A 19,197-nucleotide genomic window follows, 5' to 3' on the forward strand; every position below is an offset into this window, starting at 1 on the left:
AATATTTTTACTAAAATAACAGGATCTATAGATGGTCTACCATTATCAAGGCAATATTTGTCTTCGACAAGTTCATACACAAAATTTAAATCTAATATCGTATCGACTTTACGTAATAAATGATTATTAGGGACTAATTCAGAGATAGAAATCATTTCATATTGATCTCTTTTATCAATTGATTAAGGCACATACATTAGATGTATATGCCTTAATCAATTGATAGTATAGCTAAGTAACCTTTTTTACAATAATTTCAGTTAAATTCTCATTTTTCACCGGTGTGACAACCGTCTTTAATACCACATGAAGTACATTTACCGGCTTTAGATTTTTTCAAAAATTTAGTGAGTGTGAATATAGTGTAACTAAAAATTGCCATAATAAATAGAATGTTGACTATAAGCGTCATAAAATCACTTCCTTAAATAAATAGATTGCCGATTTGATAGAATAGCAACGTCAACACATACGCAGTAACTAAAGGATATGCTACGGCAAAGATGGTCCACTTTAAAGAATATGTTTCTTTACGAATGGTTGCGACAGTTGATAAGCATGGTATATATAATAGAATGAAGATCATAAAGGCATACGCAGATAAAGGTGTGAATTGTTCTTGAATGATATTAACTAAACCAGATTCATCTGAAGCATAGATAATGGCCATTGAACTTACGATGACTTCTTTAGCAAGGAAACCAGGGATTAAAGTTGCACCTGCTTGCCAAGTACCGAATCCTAACGGGGCTACTAAAATTGCAAAGAAGCTACCGATTGAATGTAAAAAGCTATCGTTAACATCTACATTAAATCCACTTGGCCCCGTATAATTCAGTAACCAAATTACAACAGAACCAGCGAAAATGAATGTCCCTGCCTTTTTAACAAAACCTTTGGCCTTTTCCCAAGTGCTTCTCCAAAGTGTCTTACCAGATGGCATTCGATATGTTGGTAATTCGACAATAAATATGGTGTCGTCATTTTTCATGACTGTTTTTGTAATTAATACGCTTGTAGCTAAGGCAACAACAATACCTAATACGTATAGGCTAAGCACAATAAGTGCTTGATGTTGTTTGAAGAATACTCCAACGAAAAGTGCATATACCGGTAAACGTGCAGAACAGGACATGAAAGGTGCAATTAAGATTGTTGTTAGACGTTCCTTTTCACTTTCAATACTACGTGCAGCCATAATACTAGGTACATTACAGCCAAAGCCAATGATCATAGGAATAAAAGATTTACCACTTAAACCAAAGACTTCCATAATTCTATCCATTAGCACAGCAATACGTGCCATATATCCAGAGTCTTCTAATAATGAAATAAAGAAGAACAGCACTAAGATTTGAGGTACGAATACAATAACCGCCCCCACACCAGCAATGATGCCATCAGTAATTAAATCTTGTAAAAATGGAAATAGTCCTATATTATCCATGACTGATTTAACAGTGTCGGTAAGTGTGCCACCTATGAATGCATCAATTTGATCCGATATCGGTGTTCCAACCCATGTAAACGTAATTTGAAATATTAGCCACATGATTCCTAAAAATATTGGAATACCTACATATTTATTGGTCAAGACTTTATCTAGACGTGAAGAAAAATATTGACGCTCTTCATCTGGGTAAATCACGGTATCTTCTAAAAGCGTATCTATGTATGTGTTACGTCGTTGTTGAATGACTTCCCTAATAGAACGAGTTAAAGTAGCATCTAATTGTTGACGTATAGGCATTATAATGTCGATTAACTGTGAACTAAGGAGATCTTTCACTTTTGGATTATCTAACAAGAATTGGATTGCGATAAATCGATAAAGTTGTGGTTCAAAGTTACTGTGACTGTTTAATTGTTGCGTGATTTCAGTTATAGCTTTCTCAATTTCAGTACCATAGTCAATATGTAAAGGGCGATTGCTAGATAAGTGCTGATCTTTTAGAGCATCTAATAGCTTTTGTGTACCTTTGCCATTTCGAGCGATAATGGGCAGTAAAGGCACTTTTAATTTTTTAAGCAGTGCGTTCTGATCAATATGAATGCCACGTTTTGCAGCGACATCCACCATATTCAAACCAATAATCAATGGTGCGCCCAATTCCATTAATTGTACAGTAAGTTGTAAATTACGTTTTAATTGGCTGGCATCTATGATATTTATCATGCCAGCAAAAGATTCGTTTAATAAATAGTCAGTCACAACGGTTTCATCTTTGGATATAGGGGATAATTCATAAATACCTGGTAAATCAATAAGGTTCCCAGCATGTCCTTTAAGACGCCCGACCTTTTTCTCTACCGTTACACCGCTCCAGTTACCGACGTATTCGTATGTACCAGTGAGTGCATTAAATAATGATGTTTTTCCTACATTGGGATTTCCAATAATACAATAATGATTAACCATGTGCTTCCTCTAAAAAAATCTGACATGCATCACAACCGCGAATACTTAAGTTTTGCCCATTAATTTCTAGAATACAAGGCCCCTTAAACAAACATTTCTGTTTGATTTTCACACTTGTCCCTTGATTTAAACCTAATGCATTTAAACGTTGACGCATGTGTTTGTTTTTAATTTTTAAATCCGTCACTTTATAGTTTTTTTCTAAAATTCCAGTCTTTAAATTCAACATATACATCACTCTTTCATAATAATAATCATTATCAATTATATAATTATAATGTATACAATAGAAGTACAGTATAGACCCAATTTCTGAATATTTTGTTAAATGTTGATGTCATATGCATATAAATTTAATAGTTTAATATGATTAAAAAATGAGCAAAGAGATTGTATTATTTCGTGTGCAATATTACACTATAGTTAACATCGATATATGACATAAATAAATTTTTTCATTAATAAAATGATGAGGATACATAAAGGTTAACGACAACTAGGTGATTTGAGCTCAATCCAATCAAAGGGACGTAAGATAAAAGGCAGCTGGTATTTGTAAAATTTACATGCATGTGGGAGGGATTCAAATGGCTATCCGTGAAAATAAACGTATCAAAGTAAAAAGAGTAAATGAAACGCGTTCAAGTGGTATTTCTATCATGATTGAAGAAGGTGGATTGGGAGCAGATCAATATTATCAAATAGAAAAGCATAATGCGAAGACCTCAGAAGCGCATCTACATCAATTTGAACACGAAGTCAGTGAAAAAAGTGATGGAGAATTGATTGATTTATTAGTTGTAAATGCACAAGAAAGTACAAATCGTGAGTTTAACGAAGCATTAAAAGTGATACAGCTAGAAGTACTGAAGCGCATGGCACATTAAATGTATATCAAACGGCAGTCTTAACTGAAATCAGATGCTGGTAAACTTTGGAATGTATTAATAATTCTTTCAAGTTTATCAGCATTTTTTTTATTAAAACACAATGAAGCAGTGTGTATAAACAGAACATTTAAAGTTATTATCTAACTTTACTGTCTTGATTTAATGCATCTATACGTATAATTTGAATTTGTGTATATGCATATGAGAACAAAACATGTAAGTTGAAAATGCAATGGAATCGCAGGTCAGCGCTTAAATTGCTAAGCATCAAAATATAACCATAAAAAACTTAATAAAAGTTAATTCTTTCTAAAATGCCATATACATTAGTTTTAAAAATCATTATACTTAACTACATGTTTGTTTTAAATATAGCAAGGAGAAGTACAAAATGAATCTTATACATAGCATGTTTCGAAAAGCAGATGTATCTCAATATCAAAATAAAGATGCACATTTAGAGCGTACATTACGAGTAAAAGACTTTTTAGCGCTTGGTGTAGGTACCATAGTGTCTACGGCAATTTTCACATTGCCCGGTGTAGTATCCGCAGATCATACGGGTCCTTCTGTGAGTCTATCATTTTTAATGGCGGCGATTGTAGCTGCAATGGTCGCATTTGTATATGCTGAAATGGCTACAGTGATGCCATTTGCTGGTTCGGCATATACATGGATTAGTATTTTATTTGGAGAGTTCTTTGGTTGGATTGTCGGATGGGCATTAATTGCTGAATATCTGATTGCAGTATCGTTCGTTGCTTCAGGTTTTTCTGCTAATTTAAGAGGGTTGTTAGACCCCTTCCATATTTCATTGCCCAATTCACTATCTAATTCGTTGGGAACAGATGGTGGTGTGTTAGACTTGATCGCTGCAGTAGTAGTTGTGATTACTGCATTGTTGTTATCTCGTGGGACTTCCGAAACGGCACGTGTTCAAAATACATTAGTAGTACTCAAAGTACTCGCGATTTTCTTATTTATCATAGTAGGCTTATCAGTTGTAGACCTTAGTAATTATGTTCCATTTATACCTGAGTATAAAGAAACTGCGGCAGGTGCTTTTGGAGGGTGGCAAGGTATCTATGCAGGAAGTTCAGTTATCTTCGTAGCATATATTGGCTTTGACTCTATCGCAGCTAATTCTGGTGAAGCGATCAACCCTCAGAAAACCATGCCCCGAGGTATTCTAGGATCGTTGTTGATTGCCGTAACATTATTTATCGTTGTAGCGCTCGTATTAGTCGGTATGTTTGACTATAGTTCATACAAAAACAATGCCGAACCAGTAGGCTGGGCATTACGGACAAGTGGATATGGTACGATTGCCATTATCGTTCAAGCTATCTCAGTGATCGGTATGTTTACTGCATTAATCGGTATGATGTTAGCAGGTTCGCGTTTACTTTATTCTTTCGGTCGAGATGGTATCCTTCCGTCTTGGCTTGGAAAGTTAAATAATAAAAATTTACCAAACCGTGCATTAATTGTTCTGTCTATTGTTGCCGTAGTAATCGGCGCAGTATTTCCATTTGGATTCTTAGCACAATTAATATCCGCAGGTGCCTTAGTCGCCTTTATGTTTGTTACGATTGGGATATATGCCTTGCGTAAGAGAGAAGGCAAGGACTTACCACTGCCAGCATTTAAACTACCACTCTATCCAATCATGCCAATCATTATCTTTGTGTGTGTATTCGCGGTATTTTGGGGCTTAAGCGGACAGGCAAAAATATATACACTCGTTTGGTTTATCATAGGTATTGTGTATTATCTATTTTATCTATGGAAGACAAATCGTCAGCAAAAATAAGCATTTCAAATGAATGATGAGCTATATCGACACTGGATTTTCAAAATAGAAAATCCAGTGTCGATTTTTTCGTTTTTGAATATCATATGCTTCGAAATATTAGGTCACCGTAATCATATACATTCAATATATAAATAGATACAATTAATATATTGACATAAATAAAGGGGTGTTTTGGTGGATATTAAACTCATCGTGACAGACATGGATGGTACATTTTTAAATAGTGATAGCCAATTTAATAGCGAAGCGTTTCAATTATTAAAAGAACAATGTGCGCAAGCCCACATTCGTTTTGTATTTTGTACGGGTAAGCAATGCGAGCGGGTTGAAAATATCATAGGGGATTTAGTGAAAGATACATTTATCGTTGGAGATAGTGCAACGAGAATCAAGTATAACGGTAATTTTATATATAATGCCACGATTGATAATCACAAAGGACAAGAAATTATTCAAACCATCCGTGATATTGATCCCACGCAAACTATTTTAGGCTGTACTGCTTCATGTGCTTATGTACTTCATGATATATCTGAATCAGAGAAAAGCATCGTTCATGGTTCCTATCAAGAAGTAACATATATTAATGACTTTTCAGACGTTGAGGAAGATTTTTTGAAAATTTCAGTTCATGATGCCAAAGGCAATTGTAAAGATACTGCCCAACAAATTAAGCATTATGAATCAGAGGTGTATATTATTGCATCTGATGAACAATGGATTGATATTGCAGATTTAGGCGTGAATAAAGGCACAACGATACGTCGTATTCAAAATTTATTGCAAATAAGTCCAGCAGAAACCATTGCCTTTGGTGATGGTATGAATGATATCGATTTATTTAAAGCTGCTAAATATAAAGTAGCGATGGATAATGCTTATCCAGAATTAAAAAATGAAGCTAATTTAATTGCTAAAAATAAGGATGAAGATGGTGTGATTCAAACACTGAATCTTTTACTTGGATTTAAATAATTAAATATTGCAAAACCTAATTTAATTAGATGTAAACGTTTACTAAACATCTTTAAATAGCGCTTCTATGATATTATCATACTAGTACATATAATGATGATCATATGTATCAGAATAGAGTTTAGGAGGCGTGTTACATCATGAGCACAGAACAACATTCACGCTCAGGCAATAAAGTAATTTTAGCGATTGTGTTAAGCGTATTAACCTATTGGCTTTTTGCACAATCGTTTATCAATATAGCTACACCGGTACAACAAACCTACAATACTACGCCCGGTATTTTAAATTTATCTGTGAGTATCACTTCATTCGCCACAGGTATATTCATGGTAGGTGCAGGAGATGTGTCAGATAAAATCGGCAGATTAAAAATGACATATCTTGGTATTATTTTAAGCATTATTGCGTCGTTATTCATTATTATTTCAGATATTACGGCGTTACTGATTATTGGTAGAATTCTACAAGGGGTATCAGCAGCCATATTATTACCAGCAACGGTAGGCGTTTTTAATGATCAGTTTAAAGGTAAAGAACTGCGTAGAGCATTCAGTTATCTCATGATTGGAACTGTAGGCGGAATCGGCCTAGCATCAATGGTCGGTGGTTTTATTGCTACGTATATTAATTGGCAATCCAATTTTATCTTGTCAATAATTATAGCGATCATTGCTTTTGTATTGTTACTTGGTACGAAAGAAGAAGCGAAAGAGGTCATTGATAAGCGGCCTTTTGATTATATCGGTATGTTGATTTTTGCCTTACTAATCGGAAGTATTACCCTATTTGCAACACAAGGATTTGAACAAGGATGGACTAGTGCATTTTCGATTATTTGTTTAGCTATCTTTATCATTTCAACAATTGTGTTTTACTTCGTTGAACGACGTAAAAACCTACCATTCATTGACTTTGACTTATTCCGTAACCGTGGATTTGTTGGATCTTCGCTAGTCAATTTTGTATTAAATACAGGCATCGGTACGACTACTGTGTTCAATATGTATGCACAAACAGAAATGGGATTAACGTCATTCCAATCAGGTTTGGTGACGGTGCCATATGTCATTATGGCCATTTTAATGATTCGTTTAGGTGAAAAACTTTCAATGAAACACGGAGGGAAACCTATGTTACTGTTAGGTCCTGTGTTCCCTGCGATAGGGATTGTGTTCATAAGTTTAACGATATTACCACCCGAATGGTATATTGCAGCTGTTACATTTGGTTTTGTCATATGTGCCATTGGTAATGGCTTATGTGCAACACCAGGTTTAACCGTTGCCATTTTAACGATCCCTGATGAAAAGGTCGGTCTTGCCTCTGGATTATATAAAATGAGTGCGACACTAGGTGGCGCATTTGGTATTGCTATGAATACAACGATATTCGCGGCAGTACAAGTCTCAAATAGTGCAAGTGTTGCAGCAACGTGGTCTATACTTGTTGGTATGGGGATTATGATTATTGGGGTTATATTAGCACAAGTTATTATTCCGAAAAATATCAAAGCCTAGGTTTAGGTTTTGAATTTATAGCAAATTGGGCCGGGACAGTTATATGTCTCGGCCCAGTTATTTATACGTAGGTTACATGTCTTAATCGATAATTATTCCCTATCTAAGGTGTCAGTTAACGTTTTTGCTAATACATGAGGTGTATCTTCTCCGAGTAACATGTCGAGGAATACATCGGCTTGTGCTGCAGCTGCTTGACTGCGAGGGAACATCTTTGTTTCATATTGTGTGAAAGCTTGTTCAATATTTTCAGGTGTTTCAGCAATGAGTTGACCGAGCTCTGCAGCATCTAACATAGCCAAATTAGCACCTTCTCCTGCAGGTGGCATTAGATGTGCTGCATCTCCAATAAGTGTGATACCTGGTACACGCTCCCAACAATGTCCAATAGGTAAAGCATATACTTTACGTAAAACAGGTGCTGTTTCGCTGTCATTAATTAATGCGGTTAATGCTTTTGGCTATCCTTCAAATTCCGCTGCTATTTGAGTAAGTGCCTGTTCTGAGTCTTCAAAATTGATTTTATCAAACCATGATTTAGAACGTTTGAGTGAGACATAAGTATGAATTGTATTGTTAGGCTCTCTATGTGCTTGGAATCCTTTACCTGGTGACAAGGCATACATTGCACCATCTCCAACAATATTAGCAGTATCTAAATGTTTTGCCTCAACATCATACAAATAAGTTTCTACAGAAGCAATGCCAACATAGTCTGGTGTCGCTTCTGATAATAAAGGACGTACTTTAGAAAAAGCACCATCCGCACCTACGAGTATACGCGTAGTAATCATAGAACCATCGGAAAATGTTAATTGGTGTTGATTGTCGCTCAACGTCTGTATATGTGTCAGTTTTTTATTCCACTGAATCACATCTTCAGGTAATGATGATAATAAAATATCACGTAAATCACCTCGAAGTACTTCAGGTCGGCCATGTGTACCATCGTCAGGATCATCGAGTAGTATTGTTCCATATTGATCAACCACACGTGAAGCTTCGCCACCCTCTTGAATAAGTGATTTAAATTCAGTGGTTAACCCTGCGATTTCTAGCGCTATTTGACCATCACGTTCATGAATATCTAATTTGCCACCTTGTTTGCGTGATGCTGTTGAAGCTTCAGCTTCGTAAATTGTGACTGGAATACCTTTAAGATATAATACTCTCGCTAAGACAAGACCTCCCATGCCTGCACCCACGATGGTAACGTGTGATTTGTTTAGTTCAGATATAGTTTCAATTGTCATTTTTAAATGACTCCTTTCAATAATAAAAATAGCTCATTTTCATACAACAGTTATATTGTATGAAAATGAGTATAGTTAGTATGGATATATCATATTAATGATTTGGTATAACAGGTACAAGTAAGTGTGAATCATATGTGTCGCCTGTATAAATAGTGTGTATGCCTTGATTGACAGTATCACTATGTTCGTAACGTGTGCTCATTCCTGGTGTACTGTTGCCTTTAACAACTTCGCTTCCTTTAATCACAACTTGGATACTTTCATCTTTTTTGAATAGGGTACCAGAAGGTAAGATTTCTATTTCTACGGGTACGATTTCATCTGTATTGAGCTTCACTTCACTTTCGTGTGTGTGCCAAGGTTGTAAGGGTGTAGATTTATTTTGATCTAATTCGCGATGAGATACACGTAACCAACCTGTCGCCACTTGCCCATTTTCAATATGATTAAAGTCTGGAAAATTCACTTCTTCATCTTGGCGATTAATTTTTTTAATACCTACGAATAAATCCATATCATCAGCAGTTTGCGCAGATACCCATAATTTTAGTTTCATATTACCTGTTAATTCCGTATTTTCGTTAAATGTTTTGCTGAATCTTACTTCGTCATTTTCTGTTGCTTCACTATCATAGGACACACTTGAAGCGGTTTGTATTGGCTGATTGTTGAGTGTCATGTGTTGCGCATCTAAATACAATGGTGTCGGTTCAGTGTCTGGAAGTGGGTAGTTGGATGCTGATTTTGTTTGACCTTGATAAAATTTATCTCTCACTTCGTAACTTACTTTTGGTGTATCTTGCCAATCGTTATCAATCCCTTTAAGATAATAGTCAAAGAAATCTTTCTGTTGTTCAAGTGATTCGCGAGCATAGTATGTTTCCCATTCTTTACGGCCGTGAATTTTCAACCATTTTTCTGTAGAAGATGCTTGTTTGAATCCTTCGAATGTGCCACGATTATGAAGGCCTTGTGTTGACCAGCTAGCGCACACAAACATAGGTATTTGAATTGCAGATAGGTTTGCTTGCTTGCCTTTCCAGTAATCATCAAAGTGCGGGTGATTTTGCTGTGCCGCTTTCAAGTCTTCAATATCATGAGTCTCTGGCCATCTTGCAATAATCCCTTCATACCAAAATCTATAGAAACCAGTGTCAGGGATACCACCATGGAAAGCTATTTCACGATACATGTCGTTTAAACCTTCCCATGGAATCATTGCCTTTAAGTGTGAAGGATTTAAAGAAGCAACCCACCATTGCGTTACAGCTAAATAGGAAACGCCGTTTGTACCTACATTACCGTTACTCCACGGTTGTACACCAGCCCATTCAATAACTTCGGCATAATCTTTAGCTTCAGAAAGTCCCCATGGATAGAGTGCATTATTATTATCAGTGCTACCTCTTAAAGCAACTTTAACGACAACATAGTCATTTGGTACCCAATAGCCAGGGTCTGGTGATTCTTCTGGTGTGAAACTTGAAGTAGGGATAGCACCTAGTGTTGGCCATAAAGCACCCATATTTGTAATCTTAGGTTTGTTATCTTTACCATAAGTGTCTGCAGATATCACTACCGGGAATGTGCCACTTTTATTTGGGCGAAAGGCATTGACATATAGCACAGCGCCATCTTGCATTGTTACAGGCATGTTTTTTTCCATAATCATTGCTTGATTACCGCATTGAACACTATCTACGACAATGTGGTTTGTACCGTCTGATACTGAATCTATAGGTGTCACGTTTAGTTTTGGATTTCCTAGCATTTGTTTAGTCATAAATTTCAAATCCCTTCTCTATATGGTAATGTTTGTTTTGAAATACACTTTTATCCTAAACTCAGAAGTAACAACTAACAACAATCAGCATTGTATGGTTTGTATGAAAAACAACAGTATATAAATAATTGTTTATTAAGATTAAATTTATGGAGGTCTATCGTTAAAATGGTACAAGATCGTAGAGTTAGAAAATCTCAGCAAGCTATAAAAACTTCATTTTTACAGCTATTAAGTGAACATGATTTTGAAAATATAACGGTTCAACAACTTGCTGATTTAGCAGATATTAATCGTGGCACATTTTATGCATATTATGTTGATAAATATGATTTACTAGAAAATATGGAAAATGAAAAAATTGAAGATCTTCAAACATTTTTAAAAGAACTCTATCAGTTGGAAAAACAAAGCACATCTATGGATATGGTCAAAAATATTATGTCCTATTTGATAGAGCATATTGATGAAAATATTGATTTTTATCAATTAATGTTCGACTTAGGTAAAGTATCTATGTTGCAAGAAAAGCTCTATTCACTCATATATAACCATTTAAGCACATACAAAGGTACAGATAATAAGATTGGAAATATGCCCTTCGATTATTTTATGAGTTATGTATCAGGTGCTGGTATTTCGATACTGAAACACTGGGTGAAAGATGAACATAGAATCGAAAAAGCAGAATTTGTGCATCATTTTTATAATATTGTGACGGTTGGAACAGTAGGCATCGTAAAGCAATCATTTTAAAGTGGGGTTATTTGATGTTATTAAGAATAACTTATAGTAAGTATCAAATAGCTATATAGGAGCATTCAATATGAACAAGATTACATTAACTTTGTTAGAAAAATTGATAGTCATGCTGACGCCATTTCTTTTAACTGCTATTGCATATGCTATTTAGGCAAATTTGTTATTCGTAAAGAAAATACCAATTATTGGAGACAATAAAATATTTGATTTGATAGAGCATTATCATAGTGATTGGCTTGTATGGATGTTGGTGGGTATTGTATTTATCGTTGGTATTTTTATTTCTATGTATATTTATAGTGAAGTATTAAAGATAACGGTTGAAAGAGATAAATTACGTGTTCACTTTAAGGATAAGCAAACAGAAATTTTGAAAAAGGATATTATGGCGATTTTCAAAGATAAAAAGGATCTGGTTATCCTAATTAAAGATGGGCGCGAACGCATTAGAGCTAAAACCGATTATAGTGAAGACCGTCTGCAATCGATATTTAATCAAGAATGGTATCCATGGAAAGACGAAGATCCTTATAAAGCAGATTTTTATCAATGGCAACTCAATGATACCTCAATCACAGAACAAGCAAATGAGATATTATACAAACGACGTGAAGCTATAAGAGAAGATAAAGAAAGCATGCGCGACGAATTGACAGCAGATTTATCAGAACTAGGTATTGTCGTTAAAGACATTAAAAAAGTTCAATATATCAGGTTAATTAAATAATGATAGATAGTGATATAGAAACAAAATAAAAATATGGCGAATCAAAAGACAATCTACTTACATAGATGCATCATGGTAAGCGGATTGTTTTTTTTGAAAAAAATCTGTGAATGAAGATTTATGTGGATGACTTAATGTGTTTAAACTTTGTCAGTGGCGCCTTAAAAAGATATTCTGTATTTGTAAAACTTAAAATTTTTGCATAATTTTCAAAAATAATGGTATATTACATGTAAGGGCTTACATTTACATAAAAAGGAGAGATTTTTAAAGGGGAAAAATAGTTTGCAACAAATTGGATTAAACAAAGATAGGAGACACCTATATGAGAATTATTTCATTTTCAGATTTGAAAAACATCGTTAACAAAGGTGATGTTATAGCTCTGGCAGCCTTATCAACGGCTAATTTACCAGCTGAGATACTCAAAACGTTAGTCGACTATAATGATGAAGATGCATCGTTCACAGATTTTACAATTATGTTAGCAAATGATATTAGTGATTATCGTGGTGATAGTTATGATTTAGATTCATTAACAACAAGGGGTATGATAAAGCGATTAATTACAAGTATTATTACAGGATCACCGGAAACAATCAATGCAATGCGTAATAACGAGATCGAAGCATATTATTTACCTCAAGGTGTGATTGCAACACATTATAGAAGCAAGACGAACGCTTCACCGGGTATTATATCTAAAATAGGTTTGCACACCAATGTAGATCCTCGATACACAGGTGGTAAAGTTAATGAACGTACTACTGAAAATTTAGTCTCTTTGATTGATATTAATAATGAGACGTATTTACAGTATCATTTTCCAGATATTGATATTGCGCTATTAAGAGGTACTTATGCAGATATGGATGGTAACATCTATATGACGCATGAAGCGCATCTTGGTGAAGGGTATAGCTTAGCACTCGCAGCACATAATAATAATGGCAAAGTCATTGTTCAAGTTAAAGCAATTGTTCAAAATGGTAACTTTAATCCGAATGATGTATTCATTCCAGGTAAATTGGTCGATTATATTGTCGTTAATACGAATCCTAAACTTCATAGACAAGTCATGCAAACACAATATGATCCTGCTCTGTCAGGACATTATCAAATCACAGCAATGCGAGAACCATATATCGAATTAGGTACCCGTAAAGTGATATTGAGACGCGCAGCTCAATTTTTATGTGAAGGAGACGTAATCAGTATTGGTTTTGGCATAAATAATGAGTTATCAAATGTTCTATTGGAAGAGCACGCCAATCACTTAGTTCAGCCCAATATTGATACTGGCGTATTTGGCGGATGGATTAGCAGTAGAGAGCACTTTGGTATGAATTATAACTTGAGTGCACGAATGAGACATGATATGACCTGGGATTTTATCTATAACAATGGTTTGGATGTAGCTTATCTAAGCTTTGCTGAAGTTGACCCAATGGGTAATGTTAATGTTTCCAAGTTTGGAGATAAGATGAACGGTTGTGGTGGTTTTATAGACATTAGTCAAACAGTAAAGACGATTGTATTTTCAGGTTCAATGGTTGTTGGGGGTCAACTATCATACACGAGTAATAATGTCACAGTTGAGGCACAAGGGCGTACTTCAAAATTTGTGAATAAAATTGATAGTATTGACTTTAACGCAGCGCATGCAATGACTTTAGGCCAAGAAGTTTATTTTGTAACTGAACGTGCAGTATTTGAATTGACACATAAGGGGTTAAAATTGATTGAAATAGCACCTGGATTAGATTTAGAAGTTGATATTTTAGAAAATATGGCATTTAAACCTATTATTGCAGATAATATCAAGGTTATGAACAGTGATATTTATTGCGAACAATGGGGAGGCTTGTCCCAGGCAATTAAGTCGGAACATCGTATTTAAATAAGGGGGAGAAAAATATGAACTACGACTGGATTAAAACAAGAGCAACGTTTGATGAACCAAAAGCAGCAATCATTGATCCATTTAAAGGTACAGAATGGACGTATCAAGATTTAAATATCAGAGCAGAGAATTTAGCAAATTATTTACGCGATCAAGGGGTTAAGCGTGGTGATGTCGTTGGTATCTTTTCACCGAATGACGTTGCACTATTAGATTTACTGTTTGCATCTTTTAAAATAGGGGCCGTTTATTTGCCAATTAATTGGCGCTTAAAAACACAAGAAATTGAAAGTGTCATTATTGACTCGGATGTTAAACTCATTTTCTATGCTGAAAAACATCTATCAAGTTTGGAGGGTATTGCGGATGAACGACTTCATATAGATATCGATTCACAGCGATACGATGATATTGTGGATCCACAACATCATCGCCCGTTTAAAGCAGTGAGTGTAGATGGTAGTGATTTGGCATCACTCATGTACACAAGTGGTACGACAGGATTACCTAAAGGCGTTATGTTTACGTATGATTCATTTGTAAATAATCCAATCAACATTGCTTTGACGTATAAGATGAATTCGACGTACACGACAATTATTTCAACACCTATGTTTCATGTGTTAGGGTTTAATGATTTAACACTGCCCTTATTAATGGCAGGTGGCACGCTCGTATTACAACGTTATTTCAATGGCGAAGCGCTTAATGAATTGATGACCAAGTATAAACCTAACTATTTAATTCAAATACCGACCATGTATTACGCGATGTTAGCGGCGGATAATTTTGACTTGGACAATTTCAATAATCTTGAATTCTTGATTCAAGGTGGTTCGTCACCATTGCCAAGCGTACAAAAGCAATTTTCAAGTGTTGGGTTCCCTATTATAAATGGTTATGGATTAACTGAGGCGCCGTTGGTGATGGTGAATACGCCTGAAAATGGTGCAGCGAAACCAGGTAGCATTGGTCAACCAGTCTTGTTTATGGATATATGCATCTTTGATGATAACTTTGAAGAAGTGCAAGTCGGTGAAATTGGTGAATTAGGTGTAAGAGGAAATAATGTTACACCCGGTTATTGGAATAAACCTGAAGAAACTGCTAAGTCATTTCATGGTGAGTATTTCTTAACAGGCGACTTGGCGAGAGTAGATGAAGAAGGTGATGTCTTTATTGTCGATCGCCGTAAAGAAATGATTATTACAGGCGGTGAAAATGTCCTCCCATCAGAAGTTGAAACGGTATTAGCTAATCATCCATTAGTGGCTCAATGTGTCGTAGCAGGTTATGAGAGTCCTAAATACGGAGAATCAGTTTCAGCGGCAGTCGTCCTGACTGAAGATAATCCAGATTTTGAACAAATATTGGATGCGCATATGAGAGAACATATAGCCGGTTACAAAATACCAAGAATGTATATGAAATTAACACATTTGCCACTCAATTCTACGTCGAAACCAGATAAGTTAGAAATACAAAAATATATGAATGAAAAGGCTAAGAGCCAAGGTAAAAGTTAATAAGTAGGATGTAAAAGGTTACAGAAAAAATTTTAAATAAAAATGTAAGCGCAATCATTATAAATGGAGGTTTTAATTATGGCTACAAAAGAAGAAGTTATTAAAGCGTTATACCCAGAGGATATTTTAAGCGTTGCCAAAGATTTAACAGAAGGTGAAGTTAAATTATTAAAACAATTGAATGACATGTTAGAAGAGAAGTACCGAGATTCTGTTAACGAACACTGGTTAAATGCAACAGAACCAGAGGGATATTTTGAGGAGTTAGGAAAGTTAAATTACTTCCAAAATCCATTGCTTTTTGAAGGTAGAGAAGGCGCAAAGACACCTAGTCAATTATTTCAATTCTTTATGTCATATACAATAGCCAAATTCGATGTATCGCTTGCTACATTACTAGGTGTGCATCAAGGGCTAGGTCATAATTCATTCTGGTTTGGTGGTAGTAAAGAGCAACAAGCGTATTATTTACCTAAATTACAATCACATGAATTACGTACTTGTTTTGCTCTGACAGAACCTGAACACGGATCTGATGTCGCGGGTGGTCTAGAAACAACAGCGAAACGTGAGGGTGATCAATGGATTATCAACGGTGAGAAAAAATGGATTGGCGGTGCGGATGTTTCTGATGTTATGCCGGTGTATGCAGTAGATGTTGAAACTGGTAAACCGAAAGGCTTTATCATCGAACCAAGCCAAGAGGGTGTCGAAATCGAATTATTAGAACATAAAATTGCATTAAGAATTGTGCCTAATGCGCGTATTCGCTTGAACAATGTGGTAGTTAAAGAGGAAAATCGCCTGCAAAATATTAACAGCTTTAAAGACATTGCAAAAGTATTATATTCAACACGTGCTGGTGTAGCATATATGGCTACAGGTGCAATGGCAGGTGCCTTGAAAGCAACGACCGAATACGTCACAAAACGGAAGCAATTTGGTAAAGAAATTAGTAAGTTCCAGCTCATTCAAGAGAAATTAGCCATGATGCAAGGTAATTTAGCACAAGCGATGGCAACATGTGCACAACTGGCACGTATGCAAGCAAACGGAGAATATGATGAGGTGGCTACATCAACGGCCAAAATGATGAACTCACTGAGATTAAGAGAGACAGTTGCTATGGGGCGTGGTGTACATGGTGGTAATGGCATTTTAGCAGGAGAATATGATATTGCAAGATTCTTTGCTGATGCCGAAGCAATCTACACTTATGAAGGTACACATGAGGTTAATGCATTAGTAATAGGTAGAGCAATTACAGGAGATTCAGCATTTATTTAGTCAACGTTAGAGGTACTCAGTAAAGATGAAAACCAAATTTGGAGGGTTTAGTATGACGATAAGAAAAGCAACGGTATTAGGTGCAGGAACAATGGGTAGTCAAATTGCTGCACTACTTGTCAATGCAGGGTTGAAAGTGAAATTACTAGATATTGTAATCGATGAGAATGAACCGAATAAAATCTCAAAAAAAGCATATGAAATCATAACAAATCCGAAACGTCCACAATTATTCGATTTATCATTTGCATCTAATCTTACTTACGGTAATTTTAATGATGATTTAGTTGGTGAAGATGATGCAGATATTTATATAGAAGCAGTCAAAGAAGAAGTTGAAATCAAGCATCAAATTTGGAATAAAGTTAAAGATGTGGCTAAAGAGGAGGCAATATTTGCAACAAATACTTCGGGAATTCCAATCGAAGCAATTGCAAATGTCTTTGAAGATAACGATAAAGCGAGATTTTTCGGAATGCATTTCTTTAATCCACCGCGCATCATGAAATTAGTAGAAGTTATTCCGAATAGTAAGACGACGGAATCTGTTGTGGCACGCGTTCAATCTTTTGCTGAAGATGTATTAGGTAAAGGTGTCATTGTCGCTAATGATGTGCCTGGATTCGTAGCGAATCGTGTAGGCACACAAACAATGAACGATATTATGTACCGAGCAGAAGAACAAGGATTTTCAATACCAGAAGTAGATGCATTAACTGGCCGTAGCATTGGTCGTCCGAAAATGGGAACTTACGGTTTATCGGATTTAGTAGGGCTAGATATTGCAATAGCAGTTATTAAAGGGCTACAACAAATACCTGAAGAACAACCATTCTTCCATGATGTGAAACTCTCAGAAACATTAGCGGAAAAAGGTGCTTTAGGTAACAAGACCAAACAAGGTTTTTACAAAAAAGTAAATAAACAGCGTTTTGTCTTTGATCCTGAACAAAATGATTATGTCGAACCACAAAAGCCTCAATTAGAAATATTAAGTCAATTTGGAAAAGATTTAGCTAAAAATTTAGATGTCATTTTTAATGCACAAGATGATGCAGGGGTATTCTTATGGGAAACACTTAGAAATAATTTCTATTATTCAGCGATTAATGTACCTAAAGCAGCAGAGTCATTCAAAGATATTGATCGTGCACTAGTTTGGGGCTTTAACTGGAAACAAGGACCTTTTCAATTATGGGATTTAATGGGCTTTGACCGTGTGAAAACACGAATGAAAGAAGAGTTAGGTCAATTACCTGATTGGATAGAACAACGTAATGAATCATTCTACACGGAAGGGGAGTCTATCGAACGGATTACACCAGTAGCGGAGTTTATTGACCAAGCGCTATGGGACAGATCAGATTCGAACCTCTCTATAGCAAATAAAGACCAACTGCTATTAAAATTACAAAGTAAAAATAATGTCATTTCTAATCGCTTCCTTGATGACTTACTTGAAGCTATCGATAAATTAGAGAATGAAGATTACAGTAGTATGGTCATATACGCTGGTGGTAATAACTTTAGTGTTGGTGCCAATTTATACCAAATGAAAAAAGCGCATGAAGAAGACCGTGTTGTTGAAGAAGTGGGCGCAGCAGTCGAACAACTGCATCATGTGTTTGCAAGGTTAAAATACGCGCTAAAACCAGTCGTATCTGCAGTACAAGGCAGAGCGCTTGGTGGTGGTTGTGAACTCGTACTTCATTCACCCATTGTCGTTGCGGCAAGTGAATCATACATTGGTTTGGTTGAAACAGGTGTAGGTTTATTACCTGCTGGCGGTGGTCTTGCAGAGTTAACAGACAGAATTCTTCGCACAAATCATAAAAATGATGATAAACAAAAAGCAATTACCGATATACTCATGCAAATAGGTCTTGCAAAAGTATCGACAAACGCTCATGAAGCAGTAAGATATGGCTATCTAAGAAATACCGATACGATCATTTTAAATACAGAAAAACGTGTTGAAGTTGCTTTGAATAGAGCACGTTATGAAGCGCAAACAAATTATATACCAACACCAAAAGCACAATATATTGCGTTAGGTAAAGATTTCAAAGCGTTAGCTGAAGGACAGTTAGATGCGCAACGTATGGGACACTTTATCAGCGACTACGATTATGAAATTACGTTGAAAATAGCTGAGGTATTATCCGGCGGTGATATCCCTCGTAACACATACGTTAACCAAAGATATTTACAAAAGCTTGAAAAAGAAAGATTTTTAGAACTATTAAAAAATAAAAAAACGTATGACAGAATTTCACATATGTTAGAAAAAGGTAAACCACTACGTAACTAATTACTAATCAGGACAGGAAGGG

The 19,197-nt window shown here is 35.6% G+C and carries 17 protein-coding genes; 10 read left to right on the forward strand and 7 right to left on the reverse strand.

Annotation, left to right across the window (positions count from 1 at the left end):
* From BTJ66_RS12065 to BTJ66_RS12080, 4 genes are all read right to left on the reverse strand, one after another.
* Positions 1 to 155 (reverse strand): transposase (locus tag BTJ66_RS12065; RefSeq protein ID WP_476662002.1); only part of this gene is annotated, 155 nt, incomplete at its 3' end.
* Between the two features lie 113 nt (positions 156 to 268).
* Positions 269 to 412, reverse strand: coding sequence for a FeoB-associated Cys-rich membrane protein (locus tag BTJ66_RS14090; RefSeq protein ID WP_099091191.1), 144 nt, complete (start codon positions 410 to 412; stop codon positions 269 to 271).
* Positions 413 to 424: 12 nt separating this feature from the next.
* Positions 425 to 2,419, reverse strand: coding sequence for a ferrous iron transport protein B (gene feoB, locus BTJ66_RS12075; protein WP_099091192.1), 1,995 nt, complete (start codon positions 2,417 to 2,419; stop codon positions 425 to 427).
* Positions 2,412 to 2,648: a FeoA family protein gene (locus BTJ66_RS12080; RefSeq protein WP_099091193.1), complete on the reverse strand. Its 237-nt coding sequence runs from the start codon at positions 2,646 to 2,648 to the stop codon at positions 2,412 to 2,414. The genes feoB and BTJ66_RS12080 overlap by 8 nt, the downstream gene beginning before the upstream one ends.
* A gap of 358 nt (positions 2,649 to 3,006) precedes the next feature.
* On the opposite strand from BTJ66_RS12080, the gene BTJ66_RS12085 reads away from it, so the two are divergent.
* The 4 genes from BTJ66_RS12085 (at position 3,007) to BTJ66_RS12100 (ending at position 7,620) form a co-directional block, all read left to right on the forward strand.
* Entirely contained in the window at positions 3,007 to 3,306 is a 300-nt protein-coding gene (locus BTJ66_RS12085) for a hypothetical protein (RefSeq protein ID WP_099091194.1), read from the forward strand.
* 394 nt (positions 3,307 to 3,700) lie between these two features.
* Entirely contained in the window at positions 3,701 to 5,122 is a 1,422-nt protein-coding gene (locus BTJ66_RS12090) for an APC family permease (protein ID WP_099091195.1), read from the forward strand.
* A gap of 177 nt (positions 5,123 to 5,299) precedes the next feature.
* Positions 5,300 to 6,100 carry a Cof-type HAD-IIB family hydrolase gene (locus tag BTJ66_RS12095; RefSeq protein ID WP_099091196.1) on the forward strand — a complete coding sequence of 267 codons (801 nt, stop codon included), beginning with the start codon at positions 5,300 to 5,302 and terminating at the stop codon, positions 6,098 to 6,100.
* 140 nt (positions 6,101 to 6,240) lie between these two features.
* On the forward strand, positions 6,241 to 7,620 hold the full coding sequence (locus BTJ66_RS12100) for an MFS transporter (RefSeq protein WP_099091197.1): 1,380 nt from the start codon (positions 6,241 to 6,243) through the stop codon (positions 7,618 to 7,620).
* 92 nt (positions 7,621 to 7,712) lie between these two features.
* Here the strand turns inward: BTJ66_RS12100 and BTJ66_RS13995 are convergent, their stop codons facing one another.
* From BTJ66_RS13995 to BTJ66_RS12110, 3 genes are all read right to left on the reverse strand, one after another.
* Complete coding sequence (locus tag BTJ66_RS13995; RefSeq protein ID WP_338014383.1) at positions 7,713 to 8,060, reverse strand: FAD-dependent oxidoreductase; 348 nt, start codon at positions 8,058 to 8,060, stop codon at positions 7,713 to 7,715.
* Between the two features lie 21 nt (positions 8,061 to 8,081).
* Positions 8,082 to 8,873, reverse strand: coding sequence for an FAD-dependent oxidoreductase (locus BTJ66_RS12105; protein WP_338014382.1), 792 nt, complete (start codon positions 8,871 to 8,873; stop codon positions 8,082 to 8,084).
* A 94-nt stretch (positions 8,874 to 8,967) separates the two neighbouring features.
* Positions 8,968 to 10,659 carry a CocE/NonD family hydrolase gene (locus BTJ66_RS12110; protein WP_099091198.1) on the reverse strand — a complete coding sequence of 564 codons (1,692 nt, stop codon included), beginning with the start codon at positions 10,657 to 10,659 and terminating at the stop codon, positions 8,968 to 8,970.
* A 168-nt stretch (positions 10,660 to 10,827) separates the two neighbouring features.
* Between BTJ66_RS12110 and BTJ66_RS12115 the strand changes: the two genes are divergently transcribed.
* The 6 genes from BTJ66_RS12115 (at position 10,828) to fadB (ending at position 19,175) form a co-directional block, all read left to right on the forward strand.
* Entirely contained in the window at positions 10,828 to 11,415 is a 588-nt protein-coding gene (locus BTJ66_RS12115; RefSeq protein ID WP_099091199.1) for a TetR/AcrR family transcriptional regulator, read from the forward strand.
* A gap of 163 nt (positions 11,416 to 11,578) precedes the next feature.
* The gene (locus BTJ66_RS12120) at positions 11,579 to 12,148 is read left to right on the forward strand and encodes a YqeB family protein (RefSeq protein WP_153043336.1); all 570 of its coding nucleotides are present in this window, start codon (positions 11,579 to 11,581) and stop codon (positions 12,146 to 12,148) included.
* A 325-nt stretch (positions 12,149 to 12,473) separates the two neighbouring features.
* Positions 12,474 to 14,048: a fatty acid degradation protein FadX gene (gene fadX, locus BTJ66_RS12125; RefSeq protein WP_099091201.1), complete on the forward strand. Its 1,575-nt coding sequence runs from the start codon at positions 12,474 to 12,476 to the stop codon at positions 14,046 to 14,048.
* Positions 14,049 to 14,065: 17 nt separating this feature from the next.
* Complete coding sequence (fadD, locus tag BTJ66_RS12130; RefSeq protein ID WP_099091202.1) at positions 14,066 to 15,577, forward strand: long-chain-fatty-acid--CoA ligase FadD; 1,512 nt, start codon at positions 14,066 to 14,068, stop codon at positions 15,575 to 15,577.
* 78 nt (positions 15,578 to 15,655) lie between these two features.
* Positions 15,656 to 16,864 carry an acyl-CoA dehydrogenase FadE gene (gene fadE, locus BTJ66_RS12135; RefSeq protein ID WP_099091203.1) on the forward strand — a complete coding sequence of 403 codons (1,209 nt, stop codon included), beginning with the start codon at positions 15,656 to 15,658 and terminating at the stop codon, positions 16,862 to 16,864.
* A gap of 52 nt (positions 16,865 to 16,916) precedes the next feature.
* Positions 16,917 to 19,175 carry a 3-hydroxyacyl-CoA dehydrogenase/crotonase FadB gene (gene fadB, locus BTJ66_RS12140; RefSeq protein ID WP_099091204.1) on the forward strand — a complete coding sequence of 753 codons (2,259 nt, stop codon included), beginning with the start codon at positions 16,917 to 16,919 and terminating at the stop codon, positions 19,173 to 19,175.
* Positions 19,176 to 19,197: the final 22 nt, after the last annotated feature.

The sequence above is a fragment of the Staphylococcus edaphicus genome, from assembly GCF_002614725.1.
Taxonomy (GTDB): Bacteria; Bacillota; Bacilli; order Staphylococcales; family Staphylococcaceae; genus Staphylococcus; species Staphylococcus edaphicus.